We start from the raw sequence: 21,774 nt of genomic DNA, 5'->3' as shown, positions 1-21,774 counted from the left end.
CATCTACCGCTTGATAGGCAAGGGCTACAAGCTATTATTTTTATAGCAATCCACTGGACGCCCCGCGCCCCATGCCCGGTCTCAGGGCAGGTCCTTGTTCACCTCGGGCGCGGCCGCGTCACGCGGGCCGATGGTGCCCAGGCGGCTCTTGAGCGACTGGGGCTGGCCGGTGAGCATGGCGGCGTAATTGGTGGTGTTGGCCAGCACCTTCTTCACGTAGTCGCGCGTTTCCGCAAAGGGCACGTTTTCGGCCCAGATGGCGGCGTCCAGCACCGGGCCGTTGCGCCAGCTGCGTGGGCGGCCGGGGCCGGCGTTGTAGGCGGCGGCGGCCATGGGCATGGAGCCCGCGAAGTCATCGAGCGCGAGCTTGAGGTACGCGGTGCCGATGGTGATGTTGGTGTCGCGGTCGTTAATCTGGTCGGCGGTGAAGTTGTTCATGCCGATCTTCTTGGCCGTCCAGCGCGCGGTGGCGGGCATGACCTGCATCAGGCCCGAGGCGCCAACGTGGGAGCGCGCGTCCATGATGAAGCGGCTTTCCTGGCGGATCAGGCCGTAGACATACGCCGGGTCCAGCCCGATGCTGTTGGCGCGCTCGACCACGGCGCTGCGAAACGGTGTGGGAAAGCGCTGGGTGGTGTCCACCACGCTCTTGGTGCGTTCGCTGGTGTTGATGCAGCGGTCCCACACCTCGCGCTGGCAGGCGAAGTCGGCGGCGGCCAGCAGTTCGCGGTCGGGCATGCCGCCGCTCTGGTGCAGGTTGGTGGTGTAGTTCCACTCGCGCACGCCTTCGGTGCGCAGGCCCAGCAGGATGGCGTACAGCGCGCGGTTCAGGCCCGGGTTGGCGCGGGCGGCGGCTTTTTCTTCGGCGGTCAGCGGCGCGGGCGCAGGCGGCACCGTGATGCGCTGGCCGATTTCTTCCAGCGCCAGTTGCTCATAAAAGCCGCGCGTGCTGGCGATGCCTTCGAGCAGCTGGCGGGCCTCGGCGCGTTCGGCGTCGGTCACGCGGCCTGTAAGCAGCGAGCGCGCCTTCCAGTACACCCAGGTGCTGTCCTGGCGGCCTTCGGGGCTCATGGCGGTGACGGCCTTGCCCACCGCATTCCACTGGCCGGCGCGCAGGGCGGCGCGCACCTTCCAGCCCAGCAGGTCGTCGTTCAGGTCGGTGTCCTTGGTGACGTTGGCAAAGTAGCCGTGGGCGTTGCCCGCCAGCCGCTGTGCGGCGGTCTTGCCGATCACGGCCCAGGCCCAGTTGCGCTCCTCGGCCGACAGGTGCACGCCCCATTTGGTGTCGAGCTGCTGGGCGGCGCCTTCCGGGTCGCCGATGGCCAGCTTGAGCAGGGCCAGGAGCACCAGCTCCTGCTTGGCCTTGCCGGAAGCCGTGGCGCGCGAGAGCAAATATTTGCTGGGCGCATCCAGCACGTCCTTGACCTGGGGCAGCGAGTCGGGCGAGACGATCTCGACCGCAGTGCGCACCACGCGGGGGCGGTTGGCCTCGATGCCCAGGCGGGCCTTGCGCCACACGTCCAGGGCCGAGAGTTTCTTGTAGCCGTACAGCTCGCGAGCGGCGTGGGTGCAGCCGTCGTCGCCGTCGCGCTGGGCATACCAGTTGCTGCGCACGTCGTCGGCCACGTTGGCGGCCGCGGTGCCCTTGATCTGGTCGATCAGCAGGGCGTAGCAGCGCACCTCGCGGTCGTCGGACATGCGGTAGCTCGGGTGCTGCTCGGCAAACTGCGCCCAGTCGCGGCGCTGGCCCAAGAGCAGCAGCCAGTCGTTGCGCAGGCGGTCTTCCTGGTAGCTGCCGGCGTAGCGCTGCATGAAGGACTGGATCTCGGCCGGCGAGGCCTCGCCCAGGCGCAGCTTGAGCTCCCAGTAGGCCGCCCAGGGCTCCAGCGCGTGGCCGCGCGCCGAGGGCAGCAGTTGCTCCAGTCTCTTGCGGTCTCCCTTGCGGAAGGCCTGTTGCATCTCGAGCAGGGTATCGTCACCACGGTTTTGCGCCTGGACAAGGGGCGCGGCGGTGGCCAGCAGGGCGCCGGCGAGAAGCGGTGTCAGAATTCGAAACAATTGCATGGGGGAATTATCTGATGGACAAAGCAGCCCTGCGGCGCGCGTTGGTAGAAGAACGCCTGAACCTGCCCGACCGCCTACAGCGGTCCGACCTGTTACAGCAGGTCATGCGCATCTGGCTGGTCAACCGGCCGGACACGGTGATCGGGGCCTATTGGCCCATCAAGGGCGAGTTCGACCCGTTGCCTGCCCTGCACCGCTGGAAGGAAGACGGCGAACTGCTGGACGAGCCCCAGTTGCGCCGCATCGGCCTGCCGGTGGTCAACAAGGTGCACAAGACCCTGACCTTCCACGCCTGGTACCCCGGCTGCCCCATGGAGGAGGACGCCTACGGCATCCCCAAGCCCAAGGACACCGAGGTCATCGTGCCCACCCTGCTGTTCGTGCCCTGCGTGGGCTATGCGCCGGGCGGCTACCGGCTGGGGTATGGCGGCGGTTTCTACGACCGCACGCTGGCCACGCTGCAGCCCAAGCCGTTCACGGTGGGGCTGGGCTTTACCAACGGGTACCTGGACGATTTCGAGCCGGAAGAGTTCGACCTGCCGCTCGACGCCATCCTGAACGACAACGGCGTCGTCTGGCCTGTGGGCTCCCCCTGAAACATCTTCAGCGCCTGCTGTGACGGCGCCCGGCACCGCCGGGTCGCTGCCTCAGCCCACCCGCAGTTCTGAGGCGAAGGCATAGCACTCGCCACCGGCAGGGCGGCGTTTGCAGGCGTACATGGCGCTGTCGGCGGCGCGCAGCAGGTCGGCCAGGGTCACGCCGTCGACCGGGTGGCTGGCGATGCCCAGGCTCATGCCCACGGTGAGTGCGCGGCCTTCGAACATCACGGGCTCGGCGGCGCTGGCGGCCATGCGGCGGGCCATGGCGGCGATCACGTCGCGCGGCGGGGCGCCGGCGATCAGCACCGCGAATTCATCGCCGCCCAGGCGGGCCACCATGTCTTCGGCCCGCAACTGGGCGCGCAGGCGCTGCACCATGGTGGCCAGCACCACGTCGCCCGCGGCGTGACCGTGGGTGTCGTTCACGCCCTTGAAACCGTCCAGGTCCAGCAGCAACAAAGCAAACGGCCGGTTCTCCGCGATGGCGGCGCCAGCGCGGCTGGCCAGCCCGGCGCGGTTGGCGGCGCCGGTCAGGGCATCGGTGCCCAGCGCCTCCACTAATTCTTGCGTGCGCACGGTGAGCGCTTCTTCCGAATTGCGCAGCAGCCGCACGCGCGAGGCCATGGCAGCCGCGAAGACGATGGACTCGGCCACCAGCACGGTCTGGGTCATGTCCATCTGCTGCGGCGTCCAGGCCACCCAGCCCCAGCTGGCCACGACGATGGCGCAGATGCCGATGAGCAGCAGGGTCACCCCCGCCGAATACAGCACGGCCGGCCAGTACCGCCGCCGCATGGCCATCACCGCACCGGCCGTCAGCACCACGGTGGACGCCATGACCGAGGCCTGCACCAGGCGGAACAGCCATAGCGGGTGCGACCCGAGCAGCCCGTACACCGTGGCCAGCGCCAGCGCTGCCACCATGGCCAGCACCACCTTGTCCAGGCGCGGCGCAAAGTGCGACAGCCGCAGGAGGCTGCGCCCGAACATCAGCTTGGAGATGGCCCACAGCGGCGGCGCCACGCTGTAGAAGAACCCCGCCGCCTCGGGCCAGTGCGCAAACGGGTAGCGCAGCGTGTGGCCGTTGAAGCCCGCCAGGGCCAGCAGCGCCCCGGCGCACGACACCAGGTACCAGGCGTAGATGCTCTCGCGGAACACCAGCAGCATCACCGTGCTGAACACCACCAGACCGAGCAGCAGGCCGTAGCACACGCCGTCGAACATGCGCTTGTCCTGCGTGGCCTGCAGGTAGTCGGGCAGGTCCCACACCGTGGCCGCGTAGAACCGCGCGAAGGTCGACTCCACCCGGAAGTACACCGTGTACACGCCCGCATCGCGCAGCTTGAAGCGCCAGGCCATCTGCTCGGACCCCGCCGGCCGCGTGGACCAGGGGTGGCGCATGCCCGTGACCACCGGCTCGGCCAGCGCCTTGCCCTGGGCGTCGTAGGGGCCGTAGAACCGCAACTCGTGCGTGGACACGGTGGGCACCAGCAGCAGCCACTCGCGCAGCGCATCGGCCGGGTCGGCCAGTTGCAGGCGCAGCCGGAACCACAGCACCCGGTCCGATTCGGCACCCTTGAGCGCATTCTCCGGGTACGCAAAGCGCGCCTCGTTCTCGGGCTGGCGCACGGCCTCGATGGTCATCTGGCGGGTTTTGTCCTCGAACATGCCCATGAAGGGCACCACCAGCATGCCGCCAGCGTGCTGGGCGACGGGGGCCGGGGCATCACGCCCCGCAGGCTGGGCCTGGGCGGGGGCGCCAAGCGCCATGGCGATCCACGCCAGGACGACGGCCCGTGCAGTCACGCTGGGCTGCCACCGGGGGCAGACAAGCGTCAGGAACAAAGATAAAAAAGACAGCGTCATCAAAGCCGGCCCGGCAAAAGTCGGGCGGAAACCACTTCGAAAGCGGCAGATTGTGCCGCACCGAGGAATTCCCCGGCCGGGCGGAATGGGCGGCTTTTTGGGCTTTGATGCGCAGATGGCATCAAATGGCGGGTCATTCAGCATGGATGCGCGGCCCGTGGCAGCGGTAGCATCAATGCCCCTTACCCCGGCACCAGGTTTTTCATCCATGCTCAAGCTCTACATCGGCAACAAGAATTACTCCTCGTGGTCCATGCGCCCCTGGGTGCTGCTGCGCCAGGCCGGCATCGCGTTCGACGAAGTCCGCGTGCGCTTCGACAGCTTCGACGCCGACTCCGAATTCAAGCGCGCCATCGGCGCCGTCAACCCCACCGGCAAGGTGCCGGTGCTGGTCGACGGCGACCTGGTGGTGTGGGACACCCTGGCCATCGCCGAATACGCGGCCGAGACGCACCCCGACAAGAAGCTCTGGCCCACCGACGCCAAGGCCCGGGCGCGCGCGCGCAGCATCTGCGCCGAAATGCACAGCGGCTTTTCGGCCCTGCGCAACAACTGCCCCATGAACATCGAGGCCGACCTGCCCGACACCGGCGCGCTGCTGTGGCGCGACAACGCCGGCGTGCGTGCCGACGTGCAGCGCCTGGTGGGCATGTGGAGCGCGCTGCTCGACGAGCATGGCGGCCCGATGCTGTTCGGCGAGTTCACCATCGCCGACGCGTACTTCGCCCCCGTGTGCATGCGCCTGGCGACTTACGCCCTGCCCCTGCCGCCGCAGATCGCCGGCTACGTGCAGCGCGTGCGCGCCCTGCCCGGCGTGAAGGCCTGGATCGCCGACGCATTGGCCGAAAAGGACTTCCTCGACTTCGAAGAACCCTACCGCCTGGCCCCCGCCAAGCGCTGAGGAACCCCGCCCATGGCAGTCACCATCTACCTGCGCTATGTGCTCAACACCAGCAAGCTCCGGGAGTTCGAGCACTACGGCAAGCTGTGGATTCCGCTGGTCGAGAAATTCGGTGGTCAGCACCACGGCTACTTCATGCCCAGCGAGGGCGCGAACAACATCGCGCTGGCACTGTTCACCTTCGACAGCCTGGCGGCCTACGAGGTGTACCGCCAGCAATCGATGCAGGACGCGGAGTGCCTGGCGGCGTTCCGCTACGCCGAGGAGACGGGCTGCATCGTGAGCTATGAGCGGAGCTTTTTCAGGCCGGTGTTTGCCTGAGAAACGCGTTGAGTCGATGTAGCACCAATGTGCTACATTGCCTTTTCCTGCAGGAGCCCCCCATGTCCACCACCACCATTCGCCTTGAAGATGAGATGAAAAGCCGCATCAACGCCGCGGCAGCGCAAGTCGGCAAGACGGCCCACGCTTTCATCCTGGAGGCCTTGGCCCAGAAGGTGGAGCAAGTGGAGCAGGACAACGCATTCCACGCCCTGGCCGACGAGCGCTGGGCACGCATCCGCGCTACCGGCAAGACGGTGGCGTGGGACGATGCCAAGGCTTACCTGACCGCCCGAGCCCAGGGCGAGCAGCCTCGCAAACCCGCCGCCAAGGCATGACCCGCATCGAGCTGGCGCCAGAGGTTCTGGAGGACTTCGACCGCTTCTTCGACCACATCGCCCAGTACGACCCCGAGGGTGCGCCCGAACGCATCGGCGCCATCGTGGACGCCCTGCAGATCCTGTCCCACAGCCCACAGATCGGTCGGCCTGTGCAAGGTGGCAAGCGCGAACTGGTGATCGGTCGGGCGTCTCGCGGGTACGTGGCGCTGTACCACTACGTGGCGGACATCGACACCGTTTTTGTATTGGCGGTGCGCAACCAGCGGGAGGCGGGCTTCCAGCGCTGAACCCGCCCATCCACTATCGAAACTGCTTGCGCAGCTTGGCCTTGTGCCGCGCGATGTGGGCCATCTGCGGCTCGGCGATCGAGCCGCCCAGATCCACGCCGTCGCCGTTGAGCACATCGTTGGCATAGGCCAGCGCCCGCGCCACCACCTCGGCCTCGGTCACGCCCTGCTGCTCGGCCAGGTCCAGGGCCACGCGGCGCATGGCGCGCTGCGACAGCATCCACATCGCGCCGAAGGCCTCCCAGGCAGCGGCAGATTCCTTGAACTTGTCCCGGTCGCCCAGGATTTCGTTCAAGGGCTTGGCCAGGATTGCTTCCAGGTCCTCCACCTTGGACTTCAGCGCTTCGAACTGCGCCTCGCGCTGCAGTGCGGCCGCCGCAGCGTTGGCCGCGGCGTCCGGCGCCGGGGGCACGGGCACGCTGCCGTCGGGGTTGAGCTGGGCGATAGTGAGGTCGGACGATAGGGACATGGTGGGGCGAATATACGGCGCAGCGCAGGTTCTAAACTCGCACCATGAAAATCTACATGGTGGGCGGCGCCGTCCGCGACAAGCTGCTGGGCCGCCCGGTGAACGACCGCGACTGGGTGGTGGTGGGCTCCACGCCCGAGCAGATGCTGGCCAGTGGCTACCTGCCCGTGGGCCGCGACTTCCCCGTCTTCTTGCACCCCACGACGCGCGAGGAATATGCGCTGGCCCGCACCGAGCGCAAAAGCGGCCAGGGCTACCGGGGCTTTGCGGTGCACACCGCGCCGGACGTGACGCTGGAGGAAGACCTCTCGCGCCGCGACCTTACTATCAATGCGATAGCAGAAGACATTGACCCATCGAGCGGTAGCGGCCAGTTTGACCCCTACCACGGCGTGCGCGACATCGAAGCGCGCGTGCTGCGCCATGTGACCGACGCCTTCCGCGAAGACCCGGTGCGCATCCTGCGCGTGGCGCGTTTTGCGGCGCGCTTCACCGACTTCACCGTGGCGCCCGAGACCATGCAGCTCATGCGCGAGATGGTGGCCCACGGCGAGGTGGACCACCTGGTGCCCGAGCGTGTGTGGCAGGAGCTGGCGCGCGGCCTGATGGAAGCCAGGCCCTCGCGCATGTTCGAGGTGCTGCGCGAATGCGGCGCGCTGGCCGTGCTGCTGCCCGAGGTGGCGCGCCTGTGGGGCGTGCCGCAGCGCGCCGAATACCACCCCGAGGTGGACACCGGCGTGCACCTGATGATGGTGCTGGACATGTCCGCGCGGCTCGATGCCCCGCTGGCCGTGCGCTTTGCCTGCCTGGCGCACGACCTGGGCAAGGGCACCACGCCCGCCGACGTGCTGCCGCGCCACATCGAGCACGAGCAACGCAGCGCCGAGCTGCTGGTGGACGTGGCCGAGCGCCTGCGCGTGCCGGTGGACTGCCGCGAGACCGCCGACGTGGTGGCCCGTGAACACGGCCACATCCACCGCAGCGGCGAGCTGTCTGCGGGTGCCCTGATGCGCCTGCTGGAGCGCTGCGACGCGATCCGCAAGCCCGCGCGCTTTGCCGACGTGTTGCTGGCCTGCGAGTGCGATGCGCGCGGGCGGCTGCACTTCGAAGAAACGCCCTACCCGCAGCGCCCGCGTTTGCTGGCGGTGCTGGCCGCTGCTCAGTCGGTGGTCACGCGCGACATCGCGGCGCTGGCCGCGAGCCGGGGGCTGACCGGGCCGCAGGTGGGCGGGTTGATCCACCAGGAACGCGTGCGGGCTGTGGCGCAGTGGCTGCAGGAGGAGAAGCAAGTGACAGAGCCGGGGCAGAAGTAAGAAGCTCCTGCTCCTGCTCCTGCACCTGCTCCTGTTCGGTACGGGCTTATGCGCAGGCTTCGCAACGGCCGGCGCACCCCTACAACCGTTCGGGCTGAGCTTGTCGAAGCCAGGGCACTCCGTACGCCAACCTCACCCACGGGGCCACGTGTGCAGAGGACGCAGTGAAGCCTCGCACGCCCCTAGAATCCGCCTCCTTTCGACCACTCCGTGCGCAACGGCATTGCCTCCGGGCAGGCCCCTGTTCCACTCACCACCGCTCCGCCATGACCCCTCTGCACATCCGCCAGGCCACCCCTGCCGACACGGACACCATCGCCCCGCTGTTCGACGCCTACCGCCAGTTCTACGACCAGGCGCCCGGCCTTGCAGCGGCGCAGCGCTTCATCACCGACCGGCTCACACGCGGCGAATCCAGCATCCTCATCGCCTTCGATGCGTCCGGCGCAGCCATCGGCTTTTGCCAGCTCTACCCCACGTTCTGCTCGGTGGAGGCGGCGCCCATCTACACGCTGTACGACCTGTTCGTGGCGCCCGCCGCCCGCAAGACGGGAGCAGGCCGCGCCTTGTTGATCGCGGCGCGCGACCACGCGCGCGCGCAGGGCAAGGTGCGCATGGACCTGACCACGGCCCACACCAACACTGCGGCGCAGTCGCTGTATGAATCGCTGGGCTGGGTGCAGGACACGGTGTTTCGGGCGTACAGCCAGCGGGTGGCTTAGGCGTTCGCTCTCTCTACGGATTCATACTCGATCAAAACCGTTCGGGCTGAGCTTGAACGGTATGTGAAGCGCCCAAGGCTGCAATCGCAAAGCGCCCCCCGCCTTACCAACGCAGCCAGCGGGACCCCGCAATGGCGCCCAGCACGGTAGGGATGGCCATGCCCGCCAGGTACCACACCGCGAGGAACGGCGTGGCCATCTCGGGGCAGTGCAAGGCATACACCAGTGCCCCCAGCGCCCCGGCCAGCAGGCCGGCCCCAGCGCCCGCCCAGGCCAGGTGCGTGGGTGCCGCGCCCTTCAACGCCCAGAAGCCCGCGACGAACGCCGGCACCGACAGCACGGCGATGTTGAAGGGGCAGGTGCGCCAGGTGCTGCCCAGGATGAGCGGCAGGCGCTCGGCCGGCGCCGCCTGCGCCAGCGTGGCCAGCGCCAGGCCCCACAGCACCAGCGGCGGCAGCGCCAGCCACAGTGCAGCACGACCGGCAGGCACGCCGGGGCGTGCCATGCGCTGCAGCACCATCAGCCCGGCCGCGGCCAGCGTGCCCGCAAAGGCCAGCTTGCCCCAGAACATGGGCATGGCCATCGTGGCGGCCAGATCGCTGCGCAGCCCGAACAGCGCCAGCATGAGCACGGCGGCCCCGGCGATGCCGGCGAACGCGGCCACGGCCAGGCGCTGCTCCACCGTGTGGCGGGCCACCGGGTGCGCGTCGGCGGCCAGCAGGTCGATCAATTCATCAGTTTTCATCACATTCCCCTGATCTTGGCGGCCAGGGCTTTCAGGCCCCGGTGCACGCCGACTTTGACGGCCGACTCCGACAGGCCGGTGAGCTGTGCGGTCTCGACCACCGACAGGCCTTCGAGCTTCATGTGCACGATGGGCAGGCGCTGGCGGTCGGGCAACTGCTCCAGCAGGCGGCCCAGGTCGCGCCGCGCCTCGGCCGCTTCGCTGTCGGTGCTGGCGAACAAGTCGTCGGTGTCGTCCAGCGGCACGTGCAGCGCTTCCTTGGCGGCGCGCGAGCGCAGCCAGTCGATGAGCTTGTAGCGCGCAATGGCGTGCACCCAGGCCGTCACCGGCGAGTCGGCCCGGTAGGTGTGGCGCTGGTTGTGCACGGCCAGCAAGGTCTCCTGCACAAGGTCCTCCACTTCGTCGGGTCGCTGCGCGAGGCGGCGGCGCAAAAAGGCACGCAGGTGCGCGCTCAGCTCCTTCAGAAATCGCTGATAGGCCGCTGCGTCGGCGTCCAGCCCCTGCAGCAGCAATCCGCGCAGCCGCTCTTCAATGTCCATGGCGTCTCCCTGCAGGGTATTCGTCACAGCGGGCCCTCCGGTTACAGCGGGTGCAAAAAATAAATAAGCGTGTGGATTGGCAGCGCCGTGTAACCCGCGGCGCCGCCAGCGCGAATTACAGCGCAGATCGGGTGCTGCAGGGTGCAGGCAGTCAGCCAGTTAGTTGGTTCTGCCCCGCACGTTGCCGCCACCGGTCCGCTTCGATCCCTTCCTTAGTCATTTATTGATCAAACTCTGTTGGAGAAATTTGCCATGACCACACGCACCCTCAGCCTCGGCGCCCTCGCACTCTCGGCCATTGCCTGCACCTCCGCCCTGGCACAGGCCCCTGCCCAGCCCATGGCCGACGCCGCCAAGCCCGCCATGGAGAAGTGCTACGGCGTGTCGATGGCCGGCAAGAACGACTGCGCCGCCGGCGCCGGCACCACCTGCGCAGGCACGTCGAAGATGGACTACCAGGGCAACGCCTGGAAGTACGTGCCCGCCGGCACCTGCGCCACGCTCAAGACGCCCAAGGGCATGGGGTCGCTGATGCCCATCAAGTCTTGAAATGAAACACCCCCTGAGGCGCTGCGCGCCTTCCCCCTCTCTCGCCTCGCTGCGCGAGCCGGGAGGGGGACGCTCCCAGCGCGGCGGGGCGGCCCTTGCTCGGGAGCTCTGGCCTGGTCCGCGCCCGTTTCGCGGGCCGCGGGTGGCGCGCAGCGCCATGGATAACCGATACGGCAAAGCCTCCCCTCACCACTACAGCGATCTGCCATGCCATCCCCGTTGACCGCCGGCCTGGGCCTCAAGCCCCAGCACTATGCCGAGGCACTGCACTGCGGTGCGCCCGGCCTGTGGTGGGAGGTCCATCCCGAAAACTACTTGGCCGACGGCGGCCCGCGGCTGGCGTGGCTTGAGGCCATCCGCGCGCGCCACCCGGTGGCGCTGCATGGGGTGTCGCTGTCGCTCGCGGCCGATGCACCGCCCGATGCCGACCACCTGGCCCGGCTGGCCGCGCTGGTGCGGCGCATCGAGCCCGCCATCGTGTCCGAACACTTGGCGTGGTCCGCCTGGCGCGGCCACTACCTGCCCGACCTGCTGCCGTTTCCGCGCACCCACGCGGCACTGGCCCGCATCGCGGACAACATCGCGCGCACGCAGGATGCCCTGCAGCTCCCCATCGCCATCGAGAACCCCACGCACTACCTGCACATCGACGGGCACGACTGGTGCGAGACCGACCTTCTGGCCGAGCTGGTGCGGCGCACCGGCTGCGCCCTGCTGCTGGATGTGAACAACGTGCACGTGAGCGCCCACAACCTGGGCACGGATGCGCGGGCCTACATCGATGCGTTCCCGCTGCACGCCGTCGCGGAGATCCACCTGGCCGGGCACCATGCCGACCAGGCGCTGGGCGATGCGCTGCTCATCGACAGTCACGATGCGCCCATTGCGCCTGCCGTGTGGGCGCTGTACGAGCGCGTACTGGCGCGCACAGGCCCCGTCCCCACGCTCATCGAGCGGGATGGCAACGTGCCCGTGTTGCCGGAGCTATTGGCGGAGCGCGACGAGGCGCACAGCGCGCTGGCTGCCTGCGCGCAACACCGCGAACAATGCAAGGTGGCGCCATGCATCTGAGCGATTTTCAGGATGGCCTCGCGGCTGCGTTGCAGCCTTCGCCAGACAATGCTGTGCCAACACCCGCGTGGCTCACAGCCCTGCTCGCCCAGCCCGGCTTTGCGGTGTACCGCAACACCGTGCTCGCCGCCTGCATCGACACGCTGCAGGCCAACTACCCCACCGTGTGCAGCCTGGTGGGTGCCGACTGGTTTCGTGCAGCGGCGGGCGTTTTCGCCCACGCGCACCCGCCAGCCGACGGGCGGCTCATGGACTATGGCGCGGGCTTTGCCGGCTTTCTGCAGGGGTTCGGGCCGGCCGCAGCATTGCCCTACCTACCCGCCGTCGCACAGCTCGACCGGTGCTGGACGGAGAGCCACCTGGCGGCCGATGCCCCTGCGCTCGACGCCACCTGGCTGGGCAGCCAACCGCCCGGCACGCTGGCACAGCAGCACCTGCGCCCCCACCCGGCGGCGCGCTGGGCCTGGTGTGATGACCACCCCGCGTATGCCCTGTGGCAGCGCCACCGCGACCAGTGGCCGATGGATGCAGACCTGCTGTGGACAGGCGATGGCGGCTTGCTGACCCGGCCCGATTCCGCCGTGGTGTGGTGCGCGTTGCCGCATGCAGGCATCGCCTTCATGGACGCTTGCGCCCAGGGCCTTCCGCTGGAGGCCGCTGCCACAGAGGCATTGGTGGCCGAGCCAGCTACCGACATCGCAGCGCTGCTGATGCTGCTGCTGGACGCAGGAGCGCTCACCGAAGCCGCGGCCGATGCGGCTGCACCGGCCCCATGTTCAAAGGAAACACGATGACACCCAACACCATCCCCATGCTCTCCCCAACCGCAGGCGGCCCCCGCGCGTGGCTGGCCCGGCTGGCACACATCTCCGCCTGGCTCACGCCCCACAGCCTGCTCGCACTCGTCAACCGCATCGCGCTGGCCGGCATCTTCTGGCTGTCGGCGCGCACCAAGGTCGAGGGCTGGTTCACCATCTCCGACAGCGCCTATGCGCTCTTCAGCGACGAGTACAAGCTGCCGCTGATCCCGCCACACCTGGCCGCACAGATGGCCACGGTGGCCGAGCACCTGTTCGCGGTGCTGCTGGTGCTGGGGCTATTCACCCGGCTGTCCGCGCTGGCGCTCTTGGGCATGACGCTGGTGATCCAGGTGTTCGTGTACCCGGATGCTTGGCCCACACACCTGTCCTGGGCGGGACTGCTGCTGTACCTGGTGGGGCGCGGCGCGGGCGGCGTGTCGCTGGACCGCGCGCTGGGCCTGCGCTGAGCCCGACCGCCTCAGCCCAACTTCACGCGTTGGACGGGGCCGCGGTGCGCACCCAGCGCGCGATGTCCGCCGCGCCCAGCGCGCCAGAGATGCGGGCCACCTCGCGCCCCTGCTGGAACATCACCATGGTCGGAATGCTGCGGATCCCATGGCGCGCCCCCAGCGTCTGGTGCTCTTCGGTGTTGAGCTTGGCCAGGCGTACCTGCGGCTCCAGCTCGCGCGCGGCCTGGGCAAAGGCGGGCGCCATCTGGCGGCACGGGCCGCACCACGGCGCCCAGAAGTCCACCACCACGGGGATGTGGCTGCGCGCCACATGGCGCTCGAACGACGCGGCGTCGAGCTCGAGCGGCGCGCCCGCAAACAATGGCTGGTGGCACTGGCCGCAGTCGGGTGCGCTGGCCAGTTGCGCACCTTGCACGCGGTTGGTGGTATGGCAGTGGGGGCAGACGATGTGCAGGGCTTCGGACATATGGCGGGTGTTGTGAAGGTCAGGCGCGCAGTTGGCGCCCAGGCTGGTTTTTTCAAGTCAGCGCAGGTGCCGTGGCACTGTCGGCCAAATACCTGCTTGCAAAAATTTACCTGGCATTACAGCGTGTAGAACACCCTATCGGCCCGGTCGGCAAGGTGGCATCTGCTAAGGTCTCGGCCCATGCAGCTGCTTCCGATACTGACAACTGCCAACGCCCTTTTTCTCGATTTCGACGGCACGCTCACCGAGCTGGCGTCGCGCCCCGAAGCGGTGCGCATCGCGTCCGGGCTGGTACCCACACTCTCCGCGCTGCACGGGCACCTGGGTGGTGCACTGGCCATCGTGACCGGGCGACCCGAGGCCGACATCGACGTCTTCCTGGCGCCCCTGCACCTGCCGCTGGCCAGCGAGCACGGTGCGCAATACCGCCTTCACGACACATCTCACCCTGCCGTACAGCCGCCCGATCTGGCCCCGGTGCTGCAGGCCGCCTACGACCTGGCGTCGCGCCACCCCGGCCTGCTGGTGGAGCCCAAGCGCGCCAGCGTCGCCCTGCACTACCGCCTGGCGCCCCACATGGAGGCGCGCTGTCTGGACACCCTGGAACGCGCCTTGCAAGGCATGGAAGGCGTGGAGCTGATGCGCGGCAAGTTCGTCTTCGAGGTCAAGCCCCGCGGGGTCCACAAGGGGCAGGCCATCGTCGACTTCATGACCCAGCCGCCGTTTGCGGGCCGGGTCCCTGTCTTCGTGGGCGACGACGTCACCGACGAATCGGGCTTTGCCGCCGTGCAGGCCCTGGGCGGGTGGGGCATCAAGGTGGGCGAGGGCCCGACCATGGCACAACACCGCTGCATGACGCCTGCCGCACTGCGCGGCTGGCTCTCCAGCGCAAGGACCAACTGGGAACGAGAACAATGAACACTGCCGCCAACGAACCCCAACAGGGCTCGCTCAACCTCGGAATGATCGGCAACTGCGCCATCAGCGCACTGATCGACAACCACGCCCGCATGGTCTGGTGCTGCCTGCCCCGCTTCGATGGCGACCCGGTGTTCAACGCGCTGCTGCAGCCCGGCGACGAGGGCAGCCACTTCGCCATCGAGATCGAGGACCTGGCATCGGCCCACCAGTGGTACGAGCCCAACACCGCCATCCTGCGCACGCAGCTGTTCGACAAGGCCGGGCACGGTGTGGAGATCACCGACTTCGCGCCGCGCTTCAACAGCCGATCGCGGTTCTTTCGGCCCATGACGCTGGTGCGCCGCGTGCGGCCCATCGAAGGCGCGCCGCGCATCCGCGTGGCGCTGAAGGTGCGCTACGACTGGGGCCGCAGCACGCCGCACATCACGCGCGGCAGCAACCACATCCGCTATGTGGGCGAGGACATGACGCTGCGCCTGTCCACCGATGCGCCGGTTTCGCACGTGCTGTCAGGGCAGTCGTTCGTGCTCACGCGCGAGCACAACTTCTTGCTGGGCGCGGACGAGCCTCTGCACGAAGGCATCGCCGACACGGCGCGCTACTTCGAGCAGGAAACCACCAGCTACTGGCGCAACTGGAGCCGCGCACTGGCGCTGCCGCTGGAGTGGCAGGACGCGGTGATCCGCGCGGCCATCACGCTCAAGCTGTCGCTGTACGAAGACACCGGCGCCATCGTGGCGGCCATGACCACCAGCATCCCCGAGTCCGCGCACAGCGGCCGCAACTGGGACTACCGCTACTGCTGGCTGCGCGACGCGTTCTTCGTGGTGCGTGCGCTCAACAGCATCTCTGAAGTGGGCACCATGGAGGACTACCTGCGCTGGCTTAGCAACGTGGTCATCGAAGGCGGCGACGGCCACATCCAGCCGCTGTACGGCATTGGCCTCGAGAAAGACCTGCCCGAGTCCGTGATGCCGCAACTGGCCGGCTACCGCGGCATGGGCCCCGTGCGCGTGGGCAACCAGGCGGCCGAGCATTTTCAGCACGACGTGTACGGCAACATCGTGCTGGGCGCCGCGCAGTCGTTCCACGACCACCGGCTGCTGCACCGCGCAGGCCAGGCCGAGTTCACCCGCCTGGAGCAGGTGGGCGCCAACGCGGTGCGCGTGTACGGCCAGCCCGATGCGGGCATGTGGGAGCTGCGCACCCGCGCGCGGGTCCACACATCATCTGCGCTGATGAGCTGGGCCGCCTGCGACCGCCTGGCCAAGATTGCGCTGACCCTGCAGCTGCCCGACCGCGTCGCGTACTGGCGCGACCATGCCGACCGCATGCGCGACGAGATCATCGACAAGTCGTGGAGCGAAACCCGCCAGGCCTTTGCCGAAAGCTTTGGCGGCAACGAGCTCGATGCCAGCGTGCTGCTGATGGCCGAGGTGGGCATGATCGACCCCATGGACCCGCGCTTCGTCAGCACCGTGGAGGCCATGGAAAAGAGCCTGTGCGACGGCCCCTACATGCGCCGCTACGAAGCGGCCGACGACTTCGGCAAGCCCGAGACGGCGTTCAACATCTGCACCTTCTGGCGCATCGACGCGCTCGCGCGCATCGGCCGCAAGGCCGAGGCGCGGGCCATCTTCGAGACCATGCTGGCAGCGCGCAACCCGCTGGGCCTGCTGTCCGAAGACACCCATGCAGAGACGCAGGAGATGTGGGGCAACTTTCCGCAGACGTATTCGATGGTGGGCGTCATCAACGCCGCGGTGCGCCTGTCGGCGCCGTGGGACAGTGTGATTTGAGGCGACGTCCGACAGTTTGACCACCCCATCCGCGGCGATGATGCGGCATGAGCCGACTCGTTGTTGTATCGAACCGCATTGCGGACCCCCGTAAACCTGCCGCTGGCGGCCTGGCCGTCGCCCTGGGCGACGCCCTGAACAAAACCGGAGGCCTCTGGTTCGGCTGGAGCGGGAACGTGCTGGAGGACGGCACGCCCGGCGAGAGCGACCTGCAGACGCGCCAGGCCGGCGCTGTGACCCTGGCCACCGTGGACCTGTGCCGCGAAGACCACGACAGCTACTACCACGGCTACAGCAACAGCGTGCTGTGGCCCGTCTTCCACTACCGGCTGGACCTGGCGGACTTCAACACCCGCTACATCGCGGGCTACCGCCGGGTCAACCAGATGTTTGCGCGCAAGCTGCTGCCGCTACTGCGCGACGACGACATCATCTGGATACACGACTACCACCTGATCCCCCTGGCCGCCGAGCTGCGCGCCATGGGCTGCAAGCAGCGCATCGGCTTCTTCCTGCACATCCCCATGCCGCCGCCGCTCATCATGGCGGCCATTCCGCAGCACGAGTGGCTGATGCGGTCGCTGTTCGCCTACGACCTGGTGGGCTTGCAGAGCGAGGCCGATGTCTCGCACTTCACCCGCTACGTGCGCAACGAAGCCAGCGCCGAAGAAGTGGGCGTGCAGCAGCTGCGCGCGTTCGGCGCTACGGTGCAGGTCAAGGCGTTTCCCATCGGCATCGACGTGGACGAGTTCATTCGCCTAGGCCAGGCCCCCGACGCGGTCGAAACCTACGAGAACATGCGCGACGAATATTCGCGCAGGCGGCTGCTGCTGGGCATCGACCGGCTGGACTACTCCAAGGGCATCCCGCACCGCGTGCGCGCGTTCCGCGAGCTGCTGGACCGCTACCCCGAGAACCGCGACAGCGCCACGATGATCATGATCGCCTCGCCGTCGCGCGACGACGTGCACGCCTATGCCGACCTGCGCCAGGAGCTCGAAGGCCTGTGCGGCTCCGTCAATGGCGACTACGGGGAACTCGACTGGATGCCCGTGCGCTACATCCACCGCATGGTGGCGCGCAAGCGTGTGCCGGGCCTGTGCCGCGCCGCGGCGGTGGGCCTGGTCACGCCGCTGCGCGACGGCATGAACCTGGTAGCCAAGGAATACGTGGTGGCGCAGAACCCCGAGGACCCCGGCGTGCTGGTGCTCTCACGCTTTGCGGGTGCGGCCGAGCAATTGAAGGAAGCGCTGCTGGTGAACCCCTACGACACCCAGGGCACGGCGGACAGCATCCAGCAGGCGCTGCAGATGCCGCTGGCCGAGCGGCAGGCCCGCCACCAGAAGCTCATGGCGCGCATCCGCGAGCACGATGTGCACTGGTGGCGCAAGTCGTTCCTCGCAGCATTGGAAGCAGCGGGCGACTGATTAGGGTTTGCACTGCACGCATTGAATACCGTTCGGGCTGCGCTTGTTCAAGCCCTGCGCGGCGCTTCGACAGGCTCAGCGTGAACGGTTTGTATAGTGGACGGATGTGGGCATGACAGCATGACCACATGACCACATGGCGACTAACAAGCGGCGCGCTACAGCAGTTTGGTGAGCAGGCTCACCACAAAGCTCAGCAGCAGCGTGGACGCGAGCGGCACGTCCCAGTCGCGCCCCAGCCACCGAAAGCGCAGGTCGCCGGGCAGGCGGCCAAAGCCCATGCGCCGCAGCAGGGGCGAGAGCCAGCTGAGCAGCATCAGGGCCAGGAAGATGACGAGGAGCCAGCGGATCATGGTGCGCCGAGTGTAGGCGCTGGAGGCACCACCGCGCACGCAGACGGGCAGGCACGCAGTCAGGCAGGCAGGCACGGGCCTTGCACCACGCTCGCATGTTCGCAACCGACCGAGGGCACGCATGGATTGGAGCTACCACCACACCGCAGGCGGTCAGCGCTGGCAGTTCGACGGCCTGCGCGACGTGCTGGCCAAGGCGTCGCCGCTGCGCTCGGGCGACGTGCTGGCGGGCATTGCGGCGGCCACGGCGGTGGAGCGCATGGCGGCGCGCATGTGCCTGGCCGACGTGCCGCTGGCGCGGTTCCTGACCGAGGCCCTGGTGCCCTACGAGTCCGACGAGGTCACGCGCCTCATCATCGATACGCACGACGCCGCCGCGTTCGCGCCCGTCGCGCACCTCACCGTGGGCGACTTTCGCAACTGGCTGCTCGACCACGCCACCGACAGCGCCGTGCTGGCGGCCGTGGCCCCCGGCATCACGCCCGAGATGGCCGCTGCCGTGAGCAAGCTCATGCGCAACCAGGACCTGATCGCGGTGGCCCGCAAATGCCGCGTGGTCACGCGCTTTCGCAACACCATCGGCCTGCCGGGCCGGCTGTCGGTGCGGCTGCAGCCCAACCACCCCACCGACGACCTGCGCGGCATCGCGGCGTCGATGATCGACGGGCTGCTGTACGGCGCGGGCGACGCGGTGATCGGCATCAACCCGGCGACCGACAGCATCGCGGCCCTCACCGGCCTGGTGCACCGGCTGGACGAAGTGATCGCCACGCTGCAGATCCCCACGCAGTCGTGCGTGCTGACCCACGTGACCAACACGCTGCAGATGATCGAGCGCGGCGCGCCGGTGGACCTGGTGTTCCAGTCCATCGCGGGCACCCAGAAGGCCAACGCGGGCTTCGGCATCAGCCTGGCCCTGCTGCGCGAGGCGCGCGACGCGGCGCGGTCCCTGCAGCGCGGCGCGGACTTTGGCGATGGCCGGGGCGACAACGTGATGTACTTTGAGACCGGCCAGGGCAGCGCCCTGTCGGCCGACGCGCACCACGGCGTGGACCAGCAGACCTGCGAGGCGCGGGCCTACGGCGTGGCGCGCGCGTTCTCGCCGCTGCTCACCAACACGGTGGTCGGCTTCATCGGGCCGGAGTACCTGTACGACGGCAAGCAGATCATCCGCGCGGGGCTGGAAGACCATTTCTGCGGCAAGCTGCTGGGCGTGCCGCTGGGCTGCGATGTCTGCTACACCAACCATGCCGAGGCCGACTCGGACGACATGGACACGCTGATGACGCTGCTGGGCACCGCGGGCCTGACCTTCATCATGGGCGTGCCGGGCGCGGACGACATCATGCTCAACTACCAGAGCACCTCGTTCCACGACGCGCTGTACCTGCGCGAGGTGCTGGGCCTGCGGCGCGCGCCCGAGTTCGAGGCCTGGCTTGCGCGCATGCACCTGGCCGACGGCGCGGGCCGGCTGCTGCCCGCAACACAGCAGCAAGCGGCCATCGCACAGCTGCGGCAGATCGGGATGCGGGCATGACAGACCCCACCGGCACCCCACCCCCCTTCGGCCCGCCGCCCGACCCCTGGGCCGACCTGCGCGCTCACACCGCCGCCCGCCTGGCCCTGGGCCGCGCGGGCACGGCCATCCCCACCCGCGAACTGCTCGACTTCGGCCTCGCCCATGCCCAGGCGCGCGATGCGGTGCATTTGCCGCTCGATGCCGATGCGCTGGCGCAGCGGCTGGCCGCGCTGGGCTGCACCACGCTGCAGGTGGCCAGCGCCGCACCCGACCGGGCCACGTACCTGCTGCGCCCTGATCTGGGCCGGCGCCTGTGCGACGGGGATGCACAGCGTCTGCGGGCATTGGGCCAGGGCGGCCAGGCGGACTGCGACCTGCTGCTGGTGGTGGCCGACGGCCTGTCGGCCCTGGCGGTCGAACGCCATGCCGAGCCGCTGGTGCAGTGCATCTTCAGCACCGCGCCCCAGGGCTGGCGCATCGGCCCCGTGGTGATCGCCACGCAGGCGCGCGTGGCGCTGGGCGACGAGGTGGGCGCACTGCTGGGGGCCCGCCTGGTGGCGGTGCTGATCGGCGAGCGCCCGGGGCTGAGCTCGCCGGACAGCCTGGGCATTTATCTGACCTGGCACCCCCGGGTGGGGTGCAGCGATGCGGAGCGCAACTGCATCTCCAACGTGCGTCCGCAGGGGTTGCCGCCTGCCGCCGCCGCTGCGCGCCTGTGGTGGCTGTGTGCAGAGGCGCGGAGGCTGGGGCTGACGGGCGTGCCGTTGAAGGACCGCAGTGATGGCGTGACGCTGCCGGCGGGCGGGCCGCAGAGGCCTCAAGACGAGCCCCCTCTCCCCCGCCCTCTCCCGCGAGGGGAGAGGGAGTAAAACCGGCGCTCGGTGGCTCACAGCGCGCGTCCCATTCAGACATTCGCGAAGGCGGCCTCCGCGCCCGTCGCCGACAACTGTCTTCCCAATCGCCCCCAAAGGCGCGGCGCCCCTCTCCAGCCAGCGCAACCAGCGCCCCGGAAACCCCCTCTCCCCTTGCGGGAGAGGGCTGGGGAGAGGGGAAAATGAGCAGCAGGGCCTCCACCCAACGCCCCTCCCCACTCCACCCCCTCACAACCGGTGCGACCGATCCCCCCGCACAAACCCCATCGGCTCCCACGCCGGCCCCGCGCCCAAGGCCAGCACCTTGAACAGCTCGCCCATCTCATGCTCCATGATCAATTTGGCCGCTGTCGCCCGCTCCGCCTGCGGTAGCTGCTCCATTTTTGGTAGCAATCCGCAGTTGATGAGGAAATGCGCCTGCGTCGTGTAGCCCAGCACCTCCAGCCCCGTCTCCTGCGCGGCCAGGGCCATGGCGGTGAAGTTGACGTGGGCGGTGATGTCCTTGCGCCCCACCGCCACCAGCGGGTCGCCGTCGGCCAGGTGGCCCTGGTGGCACATCACCGTGCCCATGTGGCGCTGGGGGTGGTAGTACTCGCTCTCGCCAAAGCCGTAGTCCAGCAGAAAGGCCGCGCCGCGCGTGAGCCGGTCGGCCAGCATGCGGATGAAGCCTTCGCCCTGGGCGTGGATCTCGGTCAGGTAGTCCTGCGGGCCTTCGATGTCGATGGGCGGGCGCAGCGCGGTGGGGCGGTCGGCCCAGGCGAAGCTGCCGTCGTCCTGCGCCACCACGCCGCGCTCGTGCCACACGCCTTGCGCCTGGCCGCCGTGGCGCGCCAGCAGCTGCACGGGCATGGCGTCCAGCACCTCGTTGCCCACGACCACGCCCTCGATGCGCTCGGGCAGCGCGTCCACCCAGCGCAGCTTGTGGGCATGCGCTGCCAGCCGCACCTGCTGGCGCGCGCGCAGGCTGCCGGACAAATCGACGATGGTGTAGCGCTGCACCTGGTCGCCCAGTGCGTCCAGCAGCTGCAGGGCCAGTGCGCCGGAGCCGGCGCCGAACTCCCACACCTCGGAGGTGCCCGTGGCGGCCAGCGCCTGCGCCACCTGCCGCGCCAGCGTCTGGCCGAACAGGGGCGTGAGCTCGGGCGCGGTCACGAAATCGCTGCCGGACTCGGGCATGGCGCCGAACTTGGCACTGTCGTTGGCGTAGTAGCCCAGGCCCGGCGTATACAGCGCCAGCGCCATGAAGCGGTCAAAGCCGATCCAGCCGCCCTCGGCGGCAATGGTCTGGCGGATGTGGGCCGCCAGGGCGGTCGTTAAACTGTCGGGTTGTTGGGTCACGGCCCGCATTGTCCCCCACCCC

General features: G+C 68.7%; 24 protein-coding genes. 16 read left to right on the top strand and 8 right to left on the bottom strand.

What is annotated here, in order from left to right; genetic code table 11:
- Nucleotides 1-81 precede the first annotated feature (81 nt).
- Nucleotides 82-2,064: a transglycosylase SLT domain-containing protein gene (locus ACSQ3N_RS03895; protein WP_436145633.1), complete on the bottom strand. Its 1,983-nt coding sequence runs from the start codon at nucleotides 2,062-2,064 to the stop codon at nucleotides 82-84.
- Between the two features lie 14 nt (nucleotides 2,065-2,078).
- Between ACSQ3N_RS03895 and ACSQ3N_RS03890 the strand changes: the two genes are divergently transcribed.
- On the top strand, nucleotides 2,079-2,660 hold the full coding sequence (locus tag ACSQ3N_RS03890) for a 5-formyltetrahydrofolate cyclo-ligase (protein ID WP_056164526.1): 582 nt from the start codon (nucleotides 2,079-2,081) through the stop codon (nucleotides 2,658-2,660).
- A gap of 51 nt (nucleotides 2,661-2,711) precedes the next feature.
- On the opposite strand, the gene ACSQ3N_RS03885 is transcribed toward ACSQ3N_RS03890, so the two are convergent.
- Nucleotides 2,712-4,433 (bottom strand): diguanylate cyclase, encoded by a 1,722-nt coding sequence (locus ACSQ3N_RS03885; protein ID WP_436145632.1) that lies wholly within the window; start codon nucleotides 4,431-4,433, stop codon nucleotides 2,712-2,714.
- A 304-nt stretch (nucleotides 4,434-4,737) separates the two neighbouring features.
- Here ACSQ3N_RS03885 and ACSQ3N_RS03880 point away from each other — a divergent pair, with 304 nt between their 5' ends.
- The 4 genes from ACSQ3N_RS03880 to ACSQ3N_RS03865 all read left to right on the top strand — a co-directional run bounded on the left by ACSQ3N_RS03880 (nucleotide 4,738) and on the right by ACSQ3N_RS03865 (nucleotide 6,379).
- A complete protein-coding gene (locus ACSQ3N_RS03880) occupies nucleotides 4,738-5,430 on the top strand; it encodes a glutathione S-transferase family protein (protein WP_436145631.1) in 693 nt (230 codons plus the stop codon).
- 12 nt (nucleotides 5,431-5,442) lie between these two features.
- A complete protein-coding gene (locus tag ACSQ3N_RS03875; RefSeq protein ID WP_436145630.1) occupies nucleotides 5,443-5,751 on the top strand; it encodes an NIPSNAP family protein in 309 nt (102 codons plus the stop codon).
- A gap of 62 nt (nucleotides 5,752-5,813) precedes the next feature.
- The gene (locus ACSQ3N_RS03870) at nucleotides 5,814-6,089 is read left to right on the top strand and encodes a type II toxin -antitoxin system TacA 1-like antitoxin (RefSeq protein WP_056164521.1); all 276 of its coding nucleotides are present in this window, start codon (nucleotides 5,814-5,816) and stop codon (nucleotides 6,087-6,089) included.
- Complete coding sequence (locus tag ACSQ3N_RS03865; RefSeq protein ID WP_436145629.1) at nucleotides 6,086-6,379, top strand: type II toxin-antitoxin system RelE/ParE family toxin; 294 nt, start codon at nucleotides 6,086-6,088, stop codon at nucleotides 6,377-6,379. The genes ACSQ3N_RS03870 and ACSQ3N_RS03865 overlap by 4 nt, the downstream gene beginning before the upstream one ends.
- 13 nt (nucleotides 6,380-6,392) lie before the next feature.
- Here ACSQ3N_RS03865 and ACSQ3N_RS03860 read toward each other — a convergent pair whose 3' ends face one another.
- The gene (locus ACSQ3N_RS03860; RefSeq protein ID WP_396506106.1) at nucleotides 6,393-6,848 is read right to left on the bottom strand and encodes a hypothetical protein; all 456 of its coding nucleotides are present in this window, start codon (nucleotides 6,846-6,848) and stop codon (nucleotides 6,393-6,395) included.
- 44 nt (nucleotides 6,849-6,892) lie between these two features.
- On the opposite strand from ACSQ3N_RS03860, the gene ACSQ3N_RS03855 reads away from it, so the two are divergent.
- Together ACSQ3N_RS03855 and ACSQ3N_RS03850 are read left to right on the top strand one after the other, a co-directional pair.
- A complete protein-coding gene (locus tag ACSQ3N_RS03855) occupies nucleotides 6,893-8,161 on the top strand; it encodes a multifunctional CCA addition/repair protein (RefSeq protein WP_436145628.1) in 1,269 nt (422 codons plus the stop codon).
- A 266-nt stretch (nucleotides 8,162-8,427) separates the two neighbouring features.
- On the top strand, nucleotides 8,428-8,883 hold the full coding sequence (locus ACSQ3N_RS03850; protein WP_436145627.1) for an N-acetyltransferase family protein: 456 nt from the start codon (nucleotides 8,428-8,430) through the stop codon (nucleotides 8,881-8,883).
- A 103-nt stretch (nucleotides 8,884-8,986) separates the two neighbouring features.
- Here ACSQ3N_RS03850 and ACSQ3N_RS03845 read toward each other — a convergent pair whose 3' ends face one another.
- Both ACSQ3N_RS03845 and ACSQ3N_RS03840 read right to left on the bottom strand, forming a co-directional pair.
- Nucleotides 8,987-9,628 (bottom strand): NrsF family protein, encoded by a 642-nt coding sequence (locus ACSQ3N_RS03845; RefSeq protein WP_436145626.1) that lies wholly within the window; start codon nucleotides 9,626-9,628, stop codon nucleotides 8,987-8,989.
- Entirely contained in the window at nucleotides 9,628-10,167 is a 540-nt protein-coding gene (locus ACSQ3N_RS03840; RefSeq protein ID WP_056164502.1) for a sigma-70 family RNA polymerase sigma factor, read from the bottom strand. The genes ACSQ3N_RS03845 and ACSQ3N_RS03840 overlap by 1 nt, the downstream gene beginning before the upstream one ends.
- Before the next feature lie 252 nt (nucleotides 10,168-10,419).
- Between ACSQ3N_RS03840 and ACSQ3N_RS03835 the strand changes: the two genes are divergently transcribed.
- From ACSQ3N_RS03835 to ACSQ3N_RS03820, 4 genes are all read left to right on the top strand, one after another.
- Nucleotides 10,420-10,716: a BufA1 family periplasmic bufferin-type metallophore gene (locus tag ACSQ3N_RS03835; RefSeq protein WP_056414230.1), complete on the top strand. Its 297-nt coding sequence runs from the start codon at nucleotides 10,420-10,422 to the stop codon at nucleotides 10,714-10,716.
- 207 nt (nucleotides 10,717-10,923) lie between these two features.
- Complete coding sequence (gene bufB / locus ACSQ3N_RS03830; protein WP_436145625.1) at nucleotides 10,924-11,787, top strand: MNIO family bufferin maturase; 864 nt, start codon at nucleotides 10,924-10,926, stop codon at nucleotides 11,785-11,787.
- Nucleotides 11,778-12,581 carry an HvfC/BufC N-terminal domain-containing protein gene (locus tag ACSQ3N_RS03825; RefSeq protein ID WP_436145624.1) on the top strand — a complete coding sequence of 268 codons (804 nt, stop codon included), beginning with the start codon at nucleotides 11,778-11,780 and terminating at the stop codon, nucleotides 12,579-12,581. Before bufB ends, ACSQ3N_RS03825 begins: the two co-directional genes overlap by 10 nt.
- The gene (locus ACSQ3N_RS03820; protein ID WP_436145623.1) at nucleotides 12,578-13,054 is read left to right on the top strand and encodes a DoxX family protein; all 477 of its coding nucleotides are present in this window, start codon (nucleotides 12,578-12,580) and stop codon (nucleotides 13,052-13,054) included. Before ACSQ3N_RS03825 ends, ACSQ3N_RS03820 begins: the two co-directional genes overlap by 4 nt.
- Nucleotides 13,055-13,076: 22 nt before the next feature.
- Here ACSQ3N_RS03820 and trxC read toward each other — a convergent pair whose 3' ends face one another.
- Nucleotides 13,077-13,523, bottom strand: a complete 447-nt coding sequence (gene trxC / locus ACSQ3N_RS03815; RefSeq protein ID WP_436145622.1) for a thioredoxin TrxC — start codon at nucleotides 13,521-13,523, stop codon at nucleotides 13,077-13,079.
- A 180-nt stretch (nucleotides 13,524-13,703) separates the two neighbouring features.
- On the opposite strand from trxC, the gene otsB reads away from it, so the two are divergent.
- The 3 genes from otsB to otsA are packed head-to-tail and all read left to right on the top strand — an operon-like array spanning nucleotide 13,704 to nucleotide 17,670.
- On the top strand, nucleotides 13,704-14,441 hold the full coding sequence (otsB, locus tag ACSQ3N_RS03810) for a trehalose-phosphatase (RefSeq protein WP_436126092.1): 738 nt from the start codon (nucleotides 13,704-13,706) through the stop codon (nucleotides 14,439-14,441).
- Complete coding sequence (locus ACSQ3N_RS03805) at nucleotides 14,438-16,243, top strand: glycoside hydrolase family 15 protein (RefSeq protein ID WP_436145621.1); 1,806 nt, start codon at nucleotides 14,438-14,440, stop codon at nucleotides 16,241-16,243. The genes otsB and ACSQ3N_RS03805 overlap by 4 nt, the downstream gene beginning before the upstream one ends.
- Nucleotides 16,244-16,290: 47 nt before the next feature.
- Complete coding sequence (gene otsA, locus ACSQ3N_RS03800) at nucleotides 16,291-17,670, top strand: alpha,alpha-trehalose-phosphate synthase (UDP-forming) (RefSeq protein WP_396506121.1); 1,380 nt, start codon at nucleotides 16,291-16,293, stop codon at nucleotides 17,668-17,670.
- 158 nt (nucleotides 17,671-17,828) lie between these two features.
- Here the strand turns inward: otsA and ACSQ3N_RS03795 are convergent, their stop codons facing one another.
- Nucleotides 17,829-18,023: a DUF2905 domain-containing protein gene (locus tag ACSQ3N_RS03795; protein WP_056164478.1), complete on the bottom strand. Its 195-nt coding sequence runs from the start codon at nucleotides 18,021-18,023 to the stop codon at nucleotides 17,829-17,831.
- A 121-nt stretch (nucleotides 18,024-18,144) separates the two neighbouring features.
- Between ACSQ3N_RS03795 and ACSQ3N_RS03790 the strand changes: the two genes are divergently transcribed.
- Nucleotides 18,145-19,560 (top strand): ethanolamine ammonia-lyase subunit EutB, encoded by a 1,416-nt coding sequence (locus ACSQ3N_RS03790; RefSeq protein ID WP_436145620.1) that lies wholly within the window; start codon nucleotides 18,145-18,147, stop codon nucleotides 19,558-19,560.
- Entirely contained in the window at nucleotides 19,557-20,411 is an 855-nt protein-coding gene (eutC, locus tag ACSQ3N_RS03785; RefSeq protein ID WP_436145619.1) for an ethanolamine ammonia-lyase subunit EutC, read from the top strand. Before ACSQ3N_RS03790 ends, eutC begins: the two co-directional genes overlap by 4 nt.
- Before the next feature lie 231 nt (nucleotides 20,412-20,642).
- On the opposite strand, the gene ACSQ3N_RS03780 is transcribed toward eutC, so the two are convergent.
- On the bottom strand, nucleotides 20,643-21,761 hold the full coding sequence (locus ACSQ3N_RS03780; protein ID WP_436145618.1) for a class I SAM-dependent methyltransferase: 1,119 nt from the start codon (nucleotides 21,759-21,761) through the stop codon (nucleotides 20,643-20,645).
- Nucleotides 21,762-21,774: the final 13 nt, after the last annotated feature.

It is taken from the genome of Acidovorax sp. LjRoot194 (assembly GCF_964253015.1).
Taxonomy (GTDB): domain Bacteria; phylum Pseudomonadota; class Gammaproteobacteria; order Burkholderiales; family Burkholderiaceae_C; genus Acidovorax.
The sequence above is the reverse complement of the archived record's forward strand: the minus strand, read 5'-3'. Positions and strand labels throughout refer to the sequence as shown.